Origin of the sequence: Streptomyces sp. NRRL S-378 (genome assembly GCF_000720645.1) — a bacterium.
Taxonomy (GTDB): Bacteria; Actinomycetota; Actinomycetes; order Streptomycetales; family Streptomycetaceae; genus Streptomyces.
This window is the reverse complement of sequence record NZ_JOBX01000001.1, coordinates 127,089-141,169: the sequence shown is the minus strand read 5'-3', so window position 1 is coordinate 141,169 and position 14,081 is coordinate 127,089. Positions and strand designations below refer to the sequence as shown.

Sequence of the window (14,081 nt, the reverse complement as noted above, 5' to 3'; positions counted from 1 at the left end):
ACCCGTCGTCCGCCGTCGTGCGTGTCAGTTCTGGTGCGCCTCGTAGTGGGCGACCGCGTCCGCGGTGCGGCCCGCTCCGTACACCCGGAGGAACTCTGCCAGTTCCGGGTGGCTGGGGGCGAGGCTGTTCGCCGCGTCGATGATGTCGCCGGCCGCGGAGACCGAGCGCAGCAGCGACTGGATCTCGCGGACCACGCGCTTGACGGTGGGTGCGCCGGAACCGGTGGTGGTCTGGCCGCTGCTGCTGAGGACGGAGCCCCCCTGGGTCTTCTTGATCTCGTCCATCCGGTCGGTCGCCTCCGCCGCGCTGACGCTGCCGTCGGCCACCTGTCCGGCGAGGTCCTGGAGGGCCTGGACGCGCTGGACCACGGCAGGATTTCCGATCTTGGCGCGCTGGCCGCTCATCAGCTGGGACAGCATGGGCGCCGACAGCCCGAGTACTGCAGCGAGACGGGCCTGGTTCAGGCCGAGGTCATCTATGAGCCTGCGGAAGAGCGCCCCCAGCGGCTCTCCGTACCAGCTTCGCTGGAGCTCTCTGGCTCTGGCCGTGGCCTCTTGCTGCACTGCGTCCACTCTTACTACTCCCCTTCGCTGGTGCGAACCTCGCGAGCATCTTACGGAGAGTGGTCGCAGGGCGGGAGTCCCTATCATTTTGCGAGATGAGGGGGTAGACCCGGTACTCTGTTCTGCGGAACGACCACATCCCTCACGCGGGACGGGTGCGTCCAGTTCCATGGGGCCTTAGCTCAGTTGGTAGAGCGCTGCCTTTGCAAGGCAGATGTCAGGAGTTCGAATCTCCTAGGCTCCACATCCAAATGCCCTCTGATCTGCGATAACGCGGCTCAGGGGGCATTTTTTCATGTCCGCGGACGGCGAAGGTCTGCCCGGCCGTTCCGCCCCGGGGTGCCCCCGGCGGCCCCGGGGGCGGGGCCTGCGGTGCAGCCTCCCCCGTACCGCGGCCCGTTCGCGGCGGTCCCCGCCGCCGGGCGCCCTTCCGGCCCCGTCCTGAACGGAGTTGTTCCTCCGGGTCGGTCGTGCACCGGTACGGTCCACCAGCAGCCGGACCCGTCGGCCGACTTGAAGACCACCAGCGTCGTGCCCCACGAGGCCGGCGCCGCGTTTTCCCGGTCCCTTCCCGGTCCCTTCCCGGAGCGCCCGCGGGCCGCGCGTCCCCCGGACGGCCCCGTCGCTGGGCCTCCCGCCGCCCGGTGGCGGACAGTGGGGAGAAGGGCATCGACACCAGGGGGGAACCCTCACGCCGGAGGCGTACAGACATGGGACTCTTCGACTTCCTGAAGTCCGACAAGAAGAAGGCGCACGAGAGCGCCGACAGGGCGAAGGAGCAGGCGCAGCAGCAGGCGGACGAGGGGGCGGGCCGGTCCAGGAGCGCCGCGGCCGACGCCGCCTCGGCGACGCGGGCCGCCGCCGAGCGCATGGCGGCCGCCGCCCCGCCCAGGCGGGGGCCCGGCCCCGCGACCCCGACTCCCGGCTCGGCGGCGCACAAGGCGGTGCCCGCACCGCCCAGGCCCGCCGCGATGCCGAAGCCCGCGCCGCCCTCGACCGCGCCCGGGGCGGCACACACGCCCACGCCCCATTCGGCCGCGCACAAGGCGGTGCCCGCCGCCCCCGTGGGCAAGCCGGGGCCCACCGCCACGAAGCGCACGTACACCGTCCAGCAGGGCGACACGCTCGCCGCGATCGCCGGCCGCGAGCTCGGCAACGAGGCGCGCTGGCGCGAGCTCTACGCCATGAACAGGGGCGTCATCGGCGCCAACCCCGACCTCCTGCCGCCGGGCGCGGTCCTGACGCTCCCGGCCTGACCCCGGCTCCGCCCGCACAAAGTGGTGGGGCCCGGACCCCTCGGGGTCCGGGCCCCACCACTGCCGGGACGTGCTAGTGGCCCGGGCCGGGCTCCGGTCCGGAGCCCGCCTCGCGCTCCTTCTCCGCCAGCTCGTCGTCGAAGCTGGCCGGCGCGGCGTCGCGGTCCGACAGCTCCGTCGCCGCCGGCGGCTCGACCAGCCAGTCCGGGTTGGACTGCTGGTCCCACCACCGCCAGGCCAGGTACGCGCCGGCCGCGAGCAGGCCGACCAGCGCGGCACCGCGCAGCGTCCGGCCGCGGCGGCGCGCCCGCTCGTGCTTGCGCACGAGCTTCTGCACTTCCTTGGCCGTCACCTGGCCGCGCAGCGCCGCCAGGGCCGCGGTCGACCGCGCCGCGGCCTCCTCGGCCACGGGCGTGGCTGCTGCGAGGGCGCTCTCGATCTTCGGCTGCGTGTAGTCGGCGGCCTGACGGGCCGCCAGGCGGGTCTGGTGGACCGCGCGGGTCGCCGCCCGGTCCACGGGTGGCGGGACGTGCGCCCGCGCCGCTTTCAGCCGTGGTTGCAGATGGCAGTCGTAGGTCATCCGGGCCTGGCGCGCAGCGCCGGTGGCCGCCTGGGACACCATCGGTGTCAGCCGTTCGTTGGCCTCGTGCGCGTAGTGCACCGCAGCGTCCCTGGCGGATTCCGCGTACGGCGCCACCATTTCAGCCGCGTACCGCACGCTCTCCCTGGCGCTCTCGGCTGCCAGGCGCGCGCTGTCCTTGCCGGTCACGGGATCCTCCTCCTCGGTGGCGGACACAGTTCACCTTTCCACCCTTTGTCGGATCATGCCTGCCATGGCGCCGACAGGCATGCGTGACAGGGCATACGAGTGGAGGATTTCAGTGCCGCGGAGCGCTCCGTGCGACCATCTGGACCGACAGTGATGACTATGGAAGGCAGATCCGTGGCCGAGAAGCTCTACGCCACCCTGAAGACCACGCACGGCGACATCGAGATCGAGCTCCTGGAGAACTTCGCTCCGAAGACCGTCCGGAACTTCGTCGAGCTCGCCACGGGCGCCCGCGAGTGGACGCGTCCCACCGACGGCCAGAAGACCACGGACCCGCTGTACGACGGCACCGTCTTCCACCGTGTCATCAGCGGCTTCATGATCCAGGGCGGTGACCCGCTCGGCAACGGCACCGGCGGTCCCGGCTACGCGTTCGCGGACGAGTTCCACCCCGACCTGGCCTTCACCAAGCCGTACCTGCTCGCCATGGCCAACGCCGGCCCGGGCACCAACGGCTCGCAGTTCTTCATCACCGTCGCCCCGACCGCCTGGCTGACGCGCAAGCACACCATCTTCGGCGAGGTCACCGACCCGGCGAGCAGGAAGGTCGTGGACGCGATCGCCTCCGGTGCCACCAACCCCCGCACCGAACGGCCGCTGGACGACGTGATCATCAAGTCCGTCGTGGTCGAGAAGCGCTGACGCCCGGTCCGCGCCACCGCGCCACCGCCCGCCCGCGCCACCGCCCGCCCACGCCACCGCGCACCCGAGCCACCGCGTACCGGGAACCTTTCCGCCCCGCCCGTCCGTACTGCATACGTACCGGACCGGCGGGGTGCACCCTGCTCGCCCCGCCGCCGACCGAGGGGACCGATGGACACCGACCGTCTGCCGGGCTGCTACCGCCACCCGGACCGCGACACGGGGATCAGCTGCACGCGCTGCGAACGCCCCATCTGTCCCGAGTGCATGATCAGCGCGGCGGTGGGGTTCCAGTGCCCCGAGTGCGTCCGCGAGGGCTCCGGGACCGGGCACCGGCCCACCGCCAACGCGCCGCGCACCATCGCGGGCGGTGTGGTCGCCGAGGACCCCCAGCTGGTCACCAAGATCCTCATCGGGATCAACGTCGCCGTGTTCTTCCTCTGCCTGCTGGCCCCGGCGCTGGCGGGGCAGCTGCAGCTGGTCGGCGGCTACCTCGAGTACCTCGGCGGCCCCGTCCACGGCGTCGCCGGGGGCGAGTACCACCGGCTGCTGACCTCGGTGTTCCTGCACACCGAGTGGTGGCACATCATCAGCAACATGATCGCGCTGTGGGTCATCGGCGGTCCGCTGGAAGCGGCTCTCGGCCGGGCCCGGTACCTCGCCGTCTACCTGCTGTCGGGCCTGGGCGCGAGCGCCTTCGTCTATCTCCTGGCCGAGCCGTACATCCGGACCGTCGGCGCCTCCGGGGCGATCTTCGGCCTGCTCGGCGCCACCGTGGTGCTGGCACGGCGGCTGAGGTACGAGATGCGTCCGGTGATCATCATGGTCGTGCTGATGCTGGTGCTGACCTTCGTGCCGTTCGGCGGCGTCCTGCGCGTGTCATGGCAGGCCCACGTGGGCGGTCTGATCACGGGTGCGCTGCTGGGCCTGGGCATGCTCCTGCCGACCGGTGTCCGCAGTCGCGCATTCGTCCAGTGGGGCACCTGTGCGGTGGTGTTCCTGCTGGCAGCGGCGCTGATCATGCTCCGTACGGCGGAACTCACCTGATCACACCGGCGTCAACTCTCCACAGAGTTATCCACAGATCTTCTGTCTTTTCCTCAGGTGTGGATGACGCTGTGGATAACTCATGGGGAGAGCTTCCGTTCAGGGACTGCCGGGTGCTACTTCCACTGCGTGGAAACGCCGAATCCCGCCGCGATGAAGCCGAAACCGACCACGATGTTCCAGTTGCCGAGGGCCTCGACCGGCAACTGGGTCTCGGTCACGTAGAAGACGACGATCCACGCGAGACCGATCAGGAAGAACGCCAGCATGACCGGGGCGACCCAGCTGCGGTTCGTCAGCCGGATGTTCTGCGGCTGCCGCGTGGGCGGCGGGGTGTAGTCGTCCTTCTTGCGGATACGTGACTTCGGCACGAGGGGCTCTCCTGTCGATGCGCTGGGGACCTTGCCTGCCCCGGGCGTCCGTTAGCGTAGTGGACCTGTGGCGTTGAAGGAGAAGGGTACGTTGAGCAATTCAGACGACTCCTCCACGGGTCCCCGTCGCCGGGCCAGGCCGGTCCGGTTGCTGACGGCCGCCGTCTTTGCCCTGGCCGGGCTGCTCTTCGTCACCAGTTTCAACACCTCCAAGGGTACGAACATCCGCACGGACGCCTCGCTCCTCAAGCTGTCGGACCTGATCAAGGAACGCAGCCAGGACAACGCGGAGCTGGAGGAGAGCACCGGAGCGGCCCGCGCCCGCGTGGACGCCCCCGCCGACCGCGACGACGGCAGCACCAGGGCCGAGGACGCGAAGCTGGCCGCCCTGCGCGCCGCCTCGGGCACCGAGGAACTCTCCGGCAAGGGCCTGACCGTCACCCTCAACGACGCCCCGCCGAACGCCACCGCCCGCATCCCCAACGTGCCCGAGCCGCAGCCCAACGACCTGGTGATCCACCAGCAGGACCTCCAGGCCGTGGTGAACGCCCTGTGGCAGGGCGGCGCCGAGGGCATCCAGGTCATGGACCAGCGGCTCATCTCCACCAGCGCGGTGCGCTGCGTGGGCAACACCCTGATCCTCCAGGGCCGCGTCTACTCGCCCCCGTACAAGATCTCGGCGGTCGGCGACCCGGCGGCGCTCAAGAAGGCCCTCGCCGCCTCCCCGGCCCTGCAGAACTACCAGGCGTACGTGAACGCCTACGGCCTGGGCTGGAAAGTGGACGAGCACAGGGCGCTGACACTGCCCCCCTACTCCGGCACAGTGGACCTCCACTATGCGAAGCCGGTGGGCACCACCCCGTGACCGGGTCCGTCCCGACGTCCTCCTGCGCCTGGCGGTACGGACGTTCAGCGAGGTGTGCCTGACGGCGGGCACGCTGATCGTGCTCTTCGTCACCTACGTCCTGGTGTGGACGGGGGTCAAGGCGGACCGGGCCGCGGACGGCGAGATGGCCCGGCTGCGCCACAGCTGGGCGGCTGCGGCGCCGCCGACGGCCCCGGCCGCCCCGGCCGCGGCCACCGGGTCCGCGCCGCCGCCGGCCGGATCCCCCGCCCCCGCGGAACCGCGCTACCCCGCGGGCCGGGCCTTCGCCGAGATGTACGTCCCCCGCTTCGGCCCGGACTGGGTCCGGCCCGTCCTGGAGGGCACGGATCCCGACCTGCTCAAGAAGGGCCTGGGCCACTACCCCGCCACCGCCCGCCTCGGCGCCGTCGGGAACTTCTCCGTGGCCGGCCACCGCCGCACCTACGGAGACCCCTTCAAGGACTTCCCCGATCTGCGCCCGGGCGACGAGGTGATCCTCAAGGACGCGGGCACCCGGTACACGTACACGATCCGGGGCGGGCCCCTGCGCACCCTGCCCACCGACGTGGGCGTGGTCGATCCGGTCCCGCTGAAGTCCCCGTTCACGGCACCGGGCCGGTACCTGACGCTGACCACCTGCGATCCGGAATGGGGACACAGCCACCGGCTTGTGGTCTGGGCGGAACTGACCGGGACGCGCCCCGCCGGACGGGGCGGACCGGAGGGTTCGTCCAGGTGACCCTCCCCGCCCGGCCGCTGCCTTTAGTCTGTTCGCGTACCGCCCCCGCGGTGCGTTGAACGAATGTGGACGAAAAGGAATCAGGCGGCATGTACGGCTGGATCTGGCGGCATCTGCCGGGCAACGCGTGGGTACGCGCGCTGATCTCCCTCGTACTGGTCCTCGCCGTGGTCTTCGTGCTGTTCCAGTACGTCTTCCCGTGGGCCGAGCCGCTCCTTCCGTTCAACGATGTGACGGTGGACGAGGGATCGGGAGCCACTCCGTGAGCGCACGCATTCTGGTGGTCGACAACTACGACAGCTTCGTCTTCAACCTGGTCCAGTACCTCTACCAGCTCGGAGCCGAGTGCGAGGTGCTGCGCAACGACGAGGTCGCCCTCGCGCACGCGCAGGACGGCTTCGACGGCGTACTGCTCTCCCCCGGGCCGGGCACGCCCGAGGAGGCCGGCGTCTGCGTGGACATGGTCCGGCACTGCGCCGACACCGGCGTCCCCGTCTTCGGCGTGTGCCTGGGCATGCAGTCCATGGCGGTCGCCTACGGGGGCGTCGTGGGCCGGGCCCCCGAGCTGCTCCACGGCAAGACCTCGCCCGTGGTGCACGAGGGCCTGGGCGTGTTCGAGGGGCTGCCCTCCCCGTTCACCGCGACCCGGTACCACTCCCTCGCCGCCGAGCCCGGGACCCTGCCCGACGCCCTGGAGGTCACGGCCCGGACCGAGGACGGGATCATCATGGGCCTGCGCCACCGGGAGCACGACGTCGAGGGCGTGCAGTTCCACCCCGAGTCGGTGCTGACCGAATGGGGCCACCGGATGCTCGCGAACTGGCTGGTGCGCTGCGGCGACGCCGGCGCGGTGGAACGCTCGGTGGGGCTGGCCCCGGTGGTGGGCAAGGCCGTCGCGTGACGACGGTCGCGCCGTCCGCGCCCACCGAGGGCCGGGCCGCGCGACGCAGGGCAGCTCAGGAGGCCGCGAAACGGGCCGCCAGGAACTCCCGGAGGAGGGGCGGGCGGCGGCGCAAGCGACCGGCGTCGGGCGGCCCGGTGGTCATCGCGAGCCGGCTGGGCGGGGAGCTGTTCATCACGATGGGCCTCGTGATGCTGCTGTTCGTCGCCTACCAGCTCTGGTACACGAACCTGGTGGCCGAGCGGACGGCGAACGGTGCCGCCGGCTCGCTGCGGCAGACCTGGGAGCGGCAGCCGGACGGCGCGGCCGCCGCGCCGCCCGTGACGGCCTTCGAACCGGGCCAGGGCTTCGCGATCCTCCACATCCCCAAGCTGGACGTGAAGGTCCCGGTCGCCGAGGGCATCAGCAAGCCCAAGGTGCTGGACAAGGGCATGGTCGGGCACTACGGCGAGGGCGCGCTGAAGACCGCGATGCCCGCCGACAAGCAGGGCAACTTCGCGGTGGCCGGACACCGCAACACCCACGGGGAGCCGTTCCGCTACATCAACCGGCTGGTGCCCGGGGATCCCGTCGTGGTCGAGACCCGGGACGCGTACTACACGTACGAGATGACCTCGTCGCTGGCGCAGACACCGCCGACGAACGTCGGGGTGATCAAACCCGTGCCGGAGGGCTCGGGGTTCACTTCCGAGGGCCGGTACATCACGCTGACCACCTGCACACCGGAGTTCACCAGCACCTACCGGATGATCGTATGGGGCAGGATGACCGAGGAACGCCCCCGCAGCCAGGGCCCGCCGCCCGCGCTGACCAGCTAAGGACGAATCAAGCGTGTCTCGTGCCAGCCGCCGCGCCGCGGCCCCGCCCGCCGGCAGCCGCAGTGTGCTCGCCGGGTTCCTGAGCCTGCTGGGAGAGCTCCTGATCACGGCGGGCCTGGTCCTGGGCCTGTTCGTGGCGTACTCGCTGTGGTGGACCAACGTCCTCGCGGACCGGCAGGCCGCGGCGCGGGGCGACGAGATCCGCCGGCAGTGGCAGGCCCCGGCCCCCGAGCAGGCCGGGCCGGGGGCGCTCGACACCCGGGGCGGGGTCGGCTTCCTGCACGTACCGGCGATGAAGAACGGCGAGGTGCTCGTCAAGGCGGGCACGGCGCCGGACGTCCTCGACGACGGCGTGGCCGGCTACTACACGGAGCCCGTGAAGTCCGCGCTGCCCTGGGACGAGAAGGGGAACTTCTCGCTGGCCGCGCACCGGGACGGGCACGGGGCGAAGTTCCACAACATCGACAAGGTGAAGAACGGCGACGCGATCGTCTTCGAGACCCGGGACACCTGGTACGTCTACAAGGTCTTCGCGGAGTTGCGCCAGACCTCGAAGTACAACACCGACGTGATCAACCCGGTCCCCAAGGAGTCCGGCAGGACCGCTGCGGGCCGGTACATCACGCTCACCACCTGCACGCCGGTCTACACGTCGAAGTACCGCTACATCGTGTGGGGCGAGCTGGTCCGCACGGAGAAGGTGGACGCGAAGCGCACCCTGCCGGCGGAACTGCGCTGACAGGGGCGCACCAGGGGCCCTGAGCGGCCCCGGGAGCCACTGCGGGTCCCGGGCGGCCCCGGGAGCCCACCCGTCCCGGAAAGGGCCGCAGGAGGCCGCCTGCGGGCCCCCGCGTACGAAAAGGTCCGGCCCCCCTCTCGCGGAGAGGAGGGGCCGGACCTTTTCGCGCCGTGCCGATGTCAGCGGCGGCCTCCGCCGCCGGTCAGGCCGTCGAAGATGCTGCCGTTGTTCCCGCCCTGCTGACCGGCCATCGTGAACACGTTCACGGCCTGCCCCGAGGTGCCCGGAGTGCCGGGCTGGGGGTCGGTGCCCACCACGATCGCGTTGTCGTCCGAGGGACCGGTGACGATGCCGACCCGCAGGTTGGCCCGCTGGAGGTCGTTCTTGTACTGGCCCAGGGTCCGGCCGGCGAAGTTCGGGACGACCGTCGCCTGCGCGGCCTTGGCGATGGTGACGTTCACCGTCTTGCCCTGCTCGATCTGCTGGCCCGCCGCGATCTGCTGGCTGATGACCGTGCCCGGAAGGGCTCCGGGCTGCTGGTCGGACTCCGTGACGCTGCCGAGCCGGAGGTTGACGGCCTTGAGGGCCTTCTCCGCCTCGTCCTTGGTCTTGCCCTTCAGCTCGGGGACCTCGGACTTGGACTGCTCCTTGGCCACCGTCAGCGTGATCACGCTGTTCTTCTCGGCCTCGGAACCCGCCTTCGGGTTCTGGTCCAGGACGGTCCCCGGCGTGCGGTCGGACTCCTGCGTCTTGCGGTCGACCTGGAAACCCTTGTCCTTCAGCGCCTTCTCGGCCTCTTCGTACTTCATGTTGAGCACGTCGACCACGGACACCTTCGGGGCGCCCGAGGAGATGGTGATCGTGACCGTGGAGCCCTCTTCGACCTTGGTGTCGGGCGCCGGGTCCTGCTTGCAGACGTTGCCCTTGGGCTGGTCGTCGCAGGGCGCGTCGGCGCCCTTGACCACCTTGAGCTTGGAGTTCTCGGCGCTCTTCGTCGCCTGTTCCAGGGTCTGGCCGATGAGCTTGGGCACGCTGGGCCGGTTGTCGGCCGTGTTCGAGGACAGGGCCCGGCCGATCAGGATCGCGCCGACCAGCACGAGGATGCCCGCCGCCACGAGCAGCACGGTGGACGCCTTGCTCTTCTTCTGGCTCTGGCGGCGGTTCGAACCCTGGTCGTAGCCGCCGTGGCCCTGGTCGCCGTAGCCGTAGCCGCCGTCGCCCGGGGGCATGGGCGGCATCATCGACGTCTGGGCGCCGGGGTCGGTGGTGCGCAGGGCGGTGGTGGGCTGGTCGTAGCCCTGCGGGCCGTAGCCGTGGCCCTGGTCGTGCGGGTAGCCGTAGCCGGCCGCGCCCATGGCGGCGGTGGCGGCGACGGGCTGGCCGTCGAGGCAGGCCTCGATGTCGGCGCGCATCTCGTCCGCCGACTGGTAGCGGTAGTCGGGGTCCTTGACCAGTGCCTTGAGGACGATGGCGTCCATCTCGGGCGTGATCTCGGGGTCGAAGTTCGACGGGGGCTGCGGCTCCTCCCGCACGTGCTGGTAGGCCACGGCCACCGGCGAGTCGCCGACGAACGGGGGCCGCACGCTGAGGAGTTCGTAGAGCAGGCAGCCCGCGGAGTAGAGGTCGGAGCGCGCGTCGACCTGCTCGCCCTTGGCCTGCTCCGGGGAGAGGTACTGGGCGGTGCCGATGACGGCGGCCGTCTGCGTCATGGTCATGCCGGAGTCGCCCATGGCGCGGGCGATGCCGAAGTCCATGACCTTGACCTGGCCCGTGCGGGTCAGCATCACGTTGGCGGGCTTGATGTCACGGTGCACGATGCCGGCGCGGTGCGAGTACTCCAGCGCCTGGAGGATGCCGATGCACATCTCCAGCGTGCGCTCGGGCAGCAGCTTGCGGCCCGAGTGCAGCAGTTCGCGCAGGGTCGAACCGTCGACGTACTCCATCACGATGTACGGGATGGAGATGTTGTCGACGTAGTCCTCGCCGGTGTCGTAAACGGCGACGATCGCCGGGTGGTTCAGCGACGCGGCCGACTGGGCCTCGCGCCGGAACCGGGCCTGGAAGGACGGGTCGCGGGCGAGGTCGGCGCGCAGGGTCTTGACGGCGACGGTACGGCCGAGCCGGGTGTCGTGGGCGAGGTACACCTCGGCCATGCCACCGCGGCCGAGCACGTGGCTCAGCTCGTACCGGCCGCCGAGGCGACGCGGCTCTTCCATAACGTTGCAGCCCTCTCCGTCAGTCCCGACCGCACCTGTGTGTGGTCCGGCGGTGTGCTGTTCGCGCAAAGGCTACCGGCCGATCGTCCGTGATCGGATCGTGGCCACAGCCTGATACAGGACCGGTACCGTACGCTCGGATCCGGGGCGGATTCAGTGACGTGCGTCACGTCGGCCGCCCCGTGATCCCCCGGTCACCCCTGGCTCTTCAGCACCGCTTCCATGACCGCCTTGGCGACCGGGGCGGCGAGACCGCCACCGCTGATGTCGTCACGGGCGGTGCCCTCGCTGTCCTCGATCACGACGGCGACGGCGACCGGCGAGGTGCCGTCCGCGTTCTCGGCGTAGGAGATGAACCAGGCGTACGGGCGCTTCTTGTTGCCCTCGCCGTGCTGGGCGGTACCCGTCTTGCCGCCGACCGTCACGTTCTTGATCTGGGCCTTCTCGCCGGTGCCCTTCGCGACGACGTTGACCATCATCTGCTGGACCTTCTGCGCGTTGCCCGCGGACAGCGGCCGGCTCATCTCCTGCGGCTCGTGCTTCTCGACGATGTCCAGGTTCGGCGCGGTGAGGTGGTCGACCATGTACGGCTTCATCAGCTTGCCGTCGTTGGCGATCGCCGCGGTGACCATGGCCATCTGCAGCGGAGTGGCGGCGGTGTTGAACTGGCCGATCGAGCTCTGGGCGTTGCCGTCCCGGCCCATCTTCTTGTCGTAGACGCTGGCGAAGGCGCGGACCGGGGTGTCGATCTTGTCGTTGTTGAAGCCGAACTTCTCGGCCGTCTCCACCATCTTGTCGCGGGTGACCTTGTCGCCGAGGTTCGCGAAGACGGAGTTGCAGGAGATCCGCAGCGCCTCGTTCAGGCTGGCCTTCTCGCACCCGGTGTGGGAGTTGGGCAGCTGGGTCTTGGTGCCGGGGAGGATGTACGGCTCGGGGGTGTCCGTCGGGTCGTCGATCCCGTTGACCACCCCGTGCTCCAGCGCGGCCGCGGCGGTGACCACCTTGAAGGTGGAGCCGGGCGGGTAGGTCTCGCGCAGGGCGCGGTTGACGAGCTTCTTGTCCTCGCTGTCCTTCAGCTCGACCCAGGCCTTCTCGTCGGCCTTGGAGTTGCCGGCGAAGCTGGACGGGTCGTAGGAGGGGGTGGAGACCAGCGCGAGGATGGCGCCGGTGCGCGGGTCGATGGCGGCGACCGCGCCCTTCTTGGTGCCGAGCTTCTCGAAGGCGGCCTGCTGCGCGGCGCGGTTCAGCGTGGTGACGACGTTGCCGCCCTGCTTCTTCTCGCCGGTGAACATGCCGATGGTGCGGTCGAAGAACAGCCGGTCGTCGTTGCCGGTGAGGATGCCGTCCTCGAGCGATTCGAGCTGCGTGGCACCGAAGGCCTGCGAGGCGTACCCGGTGACCGGGGACCAGAGCTCCCCTTCGGTGTAGGTGCGCTTGTACTTGTAGTCGCTGCCGTCGGTGACCGCGGAGCCGGTGATCGGCTGGCCCTGCACGATGATGTTGCCGCGCTCGGTCGCGTACTGGGCGATCTGGACCCGTCGGTTCTCCTTGCGCGTGCTGAGTTCCTCGGCCTGGACGTACTGCAGCCAGTTGGTCCGGATCAGCAGCGCGAGGACGAGCAGCCCGCAGAACAGCGAGATGCGGCGCAGGGGCTTGTTCATGACGGGCGGACCACCTGGGTCATCTCGGAGTCGGGGGACGGGGCCGGGGCCGGTGCCGGTCGGCGGGCGGTGTCGCTGATCCGGATGAGGACGGCGATGAGGATCCAGTTCGCGAGGACGGAGGAACCGCCGGAAGCGAGGAAGGGCATCGTCATGCCGGTGAGGGGGATGAGCCCCATGACTCCGCCGGCGACGACGAAGATCTGGAGCGCGAAGGCGCCGGAGAGACCGATGGCGAAGAGCTTGCCGAAGGGGTCGCGGGCGGCGAGGGCGGTGCGGACGCCCCGCTCGATGATGAGCCCGTAGATCAGCAGGAAGGCCATCACACCGGAGAGGCCGAGCTCTTCGCCGACGGTGGAGAAGATGAAGTCGGAGTTCGCGGCGAAGCCGATGAGGTCGGAGTTGCCCTGGCCCCATCCGGCGCCGAGGACCCCGCCGGAACCGAAGCTCATGATCGACTGGCCGACCTGCTCGCAGGCGCCCGAGGTGGTGTAGCAGCCGAAGGGGTCGAGCCAGGCGTTGACGCGGGCCTGGACGTGGCTGGCGAAGGAGGCCACCACGACCGCGCCGCCGACCGACATCAGCAGACCGATGACGATCCAGCTGGTGCGCTCGGTGGCCACGTACAGCATGATCACGAACATGCCGAAGAAGAGCAGCGAGGTGCCGAGGTCGTTCTCGAAGACCAGGACGAGCAGGCTCATCGCCCAGATCATCAGGATCGGGCCGAGGTCGCGGCCGCGCGGCAGGTAGAGGCCCATGAAGCGGCGGCTGGCCAGCGCGAGCGCGTCGCGCTTCACCATCAGGTAGCCGGCGAAGAAGATCGCGATGACGATCTTGGCGAACTCACCGGGCTGGATGGAGAAACCACCGACGCTGATCCAGATCTTGGCGCCGAAGACGTCGGCGCCCAGGCCCGGGACGACGGGCAGGATCAGCAGCACCAGCGCGCCGGCCATGGAGATGTACGTGAACCGCTGCAGGACGCGGTGGTCCTTGAGGATCAGCAGCACGGCCGCGAACAGGGCGATCGCCAGTGCCGTGTACATCATCTGACGGGGCGCGGAGGGCGAGAAGGCCCCGAAGCTGCGCTTGGCGAGGTTCTGCAGCCGCTCGGACTGGTCCAGGCGCCAGATGAGCACGACGCCGAGGCCGTTGAGCAGGGTGGCGAGCGGCAGGAGCAGCGGGTCGGCGTACTTCGCGTACCGGCGTACGACGAAGTGCGCTATGCCGGCGAGCACGGCGAAGCCGGCCCCGTAGGCGAACATGCCGGGGGGCAGCTCGCCGTGGATCGCCAGACCCACGTTGGCGTAGGCGAAGATCGGGATGACCACGGCGAAGGCGAGCAGCAGGAGCTCGGTGTTCCGCCGGCTCGGCAGCTCGATGGCGCCGATGGTGGTCGTATTGGTGACAACGCTCATGGTGTGGCAGGC

The 14,081-nt window shown here is 70.3% G+C and carries 14 protein-coding genes, 1 tRNA gene and 1 pseudogene; 10 read left to right on the top strand and 6 right to left on the bottom strand.

Going from position 1 to position 14,081, the window contains the following annotated elements:
- Positions 1-24: 24 nt before the first annotated feature.
- Positions 25-573, bottom strand: a complete 549-nt coding sequence (locus IH80_RS0100715; protein ID WP_030647515.1) for a helix-turn-helix domain-containing protein — start codon at positions 571-573, stop codon at positions 25-27.
- A 162-nt stretch (positions 574-735) separates the two neighbouring features.
- On the opposite strand from IH80_RS0100715, the gene IH80_RS0100710 reads away from it, so the two are divergent.
- A tRNA-Ala gene (locus IH80_RS0100710) sits at positions 736-808 on the top strand.
- 466 nt (positions 809-1,274) lie between these two features.
- Positions 1,275-1,820, top strand: coding sequence for a LysM peptidoglycan-binding domain-containing protein (locus tag IH80_RS40525; protein ID WP_051808597.1), 546 nt, complete (start codon positions 1,275-1,277; stop codon positions 1,818-1,820).
- A 73-nt stretch (positions 1,821-1,893) separates the two neighbouring features.
- Here IH80_RS40525 and IH80_RS0100700 read toward each other — a convergent pair whose 3' ends face one another.
- Entirely contained in the window at positions 1,894-2,616 is a 723-nt protein-coding gene (locus IH80_RS0100700) for a DUF5324 family protein (RefSeq protein ID WP_107056720.1), read from the bottom strand.
- 147 nt (positions 2,617-2,763) lie between these two features.
- Between IH80_RS0100700 and IH80_RS0100695 the strand changes: the two genes are divergently transcribed.
- Together IH80_RS0100695 and IH80_RS0100690 are read left to right on the top strand one after the other, a co-directional pair.
- Positions 2,764-3,291, top strand: coding sequence for a peptidylprolyl isomerase (locus IH80_RS0100695; RefSeq protein WP_030956755.1), 528 nt, complete (start codon positions 2,764-2,766; stop codon positions 3,289-3,291).
- A 171-nt stretch (positions 3,292-3,462) separates the two neighbouring features.
- Positions 3,463-4,338, top strand: coding sequence for a rhomboid family intramembrane serine protease (locus tag IH80_RS0100690; RefSeq protein WP_030956753.1), 876 nt, complete (start codon positions 3,463-3,465; stop codon positions 4,336-4,338).
- A gap of 116 nt (positions 4,339-4,454) precedes the next feature.
- On the opposite strand, the gene crgA is transcribed toward IH80_RS0100690, so the two are convergent.
- On the bottom strand, positions 4,455-4,709 hold the full coding sequence (gene crgA, locus IH80_RS0100685; RefSeq protein WP_030956751.1) for a cell division protein CrgA: 255 nt from the start codon (positions 4,707-4,709) through the stop codon (positions 4,455-4,457).
- A 91-nt stretch (positions 4,710-4,800) separates the two neighbouring features.
- On the opposite strand from crgA, the gene IH80_RS0100680 reads away from it, so the two are divergent.
- From IH80_RS0100680 to IH80_RS0100655, 6 genes and pseudogenes are all read left to right on the top strand, one after another.
- Positions 4,801-5,574, top strand: a complete 774-nt coding sequence (locus IH80_RS0100680; RefSeq protein ID WP_030956748.1) for a DUF881 domain-containing protein — start codon at positions 4,801-4,803, stop codon at positions 5,572-5,574.
- Positions 5,546-6,313, top strand: coding sequence for a class E sortase (locus IH80_RS0100675; RefSeq protein ID WP_051808595.1), 768 nt, complete (start codon positions 5,546-5,548; stop codon positions 6,311-6,313). The genes IH80_RS0100680 and IH80_RS0100675 overlap by 29 nt, the downstream gene beginning before the upstream one ends.
- Before the next feature lie 89 nt (positions 6,314-6,402).
- Positions 6,403-6,579, top strand: a complete 177-nt coding sequence (locus IH80_RS45225) for a hypothetical protein (RefSeq protein ID WP_030011120.1) — start codon at positions 6,403-6,405, stop codon at positions 6,577-6,579.
- Positions 6,576-7,214: an aminodeoxychorismate/anthranilate synthase component II gene (locus tag IH80_RS0100665; RefSeq protein WP_030956745.1), complete on the top strand. Its 639-nt coding sequence runs from the start codon at positions 6,576-6,578 to the stop codon at positions 7,212-7,214. The genes IH80_RS45225 and IH80_RS0100665 overlap by 4 nt, the downstream gene beginning before the upstream one ends.
- A pseudogene (locus tag IH80_RS38690) lies at positions 7,208-8,032 on the top strand (class E sortase); the annotation flags it as partial. The gene IH80_RS0100665 and the pseudogene IH80_RS38690, both read left to right, overlap by 7 nt.
- A 13-nt stretch (positions 8,033-8,045) precedes the next feature.
- Complete coding sequence (locus tag IH80_RS0100655) at positions 8,046-8,771, top strand: class E sortase (RefSeq protein ID WP_030956743.1); 726 nt, start codon at positions 8,046-8,048, stop codon at positions 8,769-8,771.
- 179 nt (positions 8,772-8,950) lie between these two features.
- On the opposite strand, the gene pknB is transcribed toward IH80_RS0100655, so the two are convergent.
- The 3 genes from pknB to IH80_RS0100640 all read right to left on the bottom strand — a co-directional run bounded on the left by pknB (position 8,951) and on the right by IH80_RS0100640 (position 14,069).
- Positions 8,951-10,987: a Stk1 family PASTA domain-containing Ser/Thr kinase gene (gene pknB, locus IH80_RS0100650; protein WP_030956741.1), complete on the bottom strand. Its 2,037-nt coding sequence runs from the start codon at positions 10,985-10,987 to the stop codon at positions 8,951-8,953.
- Positions 10,988-11,181: 194 nt separating this feature from the next.
- Positions 11,182-12,648 (bottom strand): peptidoglycan D,D-transpeptidase FtsI family protein, encoded by a 1,467-nt coding sequence (locus IH80_RS0100645; protein ID WP_030956739.1) that lies wholly within the window; start codon positions 12,646-12,648, stop codon positions 11,182-11,184.
- A complete protein-coding gene (locus IH80_RS0100640) occupies positions 12,645-14,069 on the bottom strand; it encodes an FtsW/RodA/SpoVE family cell cycle protein (protein WP_030956738.1) in 1,425 nt (474 codons plus the stop codon). The genes IH80_RS0100645 and IH80_RS0100640 overlap by 4 nt, the downstream gene beginning before the upstream one ends.
- Positions 14,070-14,081 lie beyond the last annotated feature (12 nt).

Bases quoted from the DNA above. Each gene is read 5' to 3' on its own strand.
- IH80_RS0100690 (WP_030956753.1), top strand. From the start codon at position 3,463: ATGGACACCGACCGTCTGCCGGGCTGCTACCGCCACCCGGACCGCGAC.
- IH80_RS0100645 (WP_030956739.1), bottom strand. From the start codon at position 12,648: ATGAACAAGCCCCTGCGCCGCATCTCGCTGTTCTGCGGGCTGCTCGTC.
- IH80_RS0100675 (WP_051808595.1), top strand. From the start codon at position 5,546: ATGCGAAGCCGGTGGGCACCACCCCGTGACCGGGTCCGTCCCGACGTC.
- IH80_RS0100640 (WP_030956738.1), bottom strand. From the start codon at position 14,069: ATGAGCGTTGTCACCAATACGACCACCATCGGCGCCATCGAGCTGCCG.
- IH80_RS40525 (WP_051808597.1), top strand. From the start codon at position 1,275: ATGGGACTCTTCGACTTCCTGAAGTCCGACAAGAAGAAGGCGCACGAG.
- pknB (WP_030956741.1), bottom strand. From the start codon at position 10,987: ATGGAAGAGCCGCGTCGCCTCGGCGGCCGGTACGAGCTGAGCCACGTG.
- IH80_RS45225 (WP_030011120.1), top strand. From the start codon at position 6,403: ATGTACGGCTGGATCTGGCGGCATCTGCCGGGCAACGCGTGGGTACGC.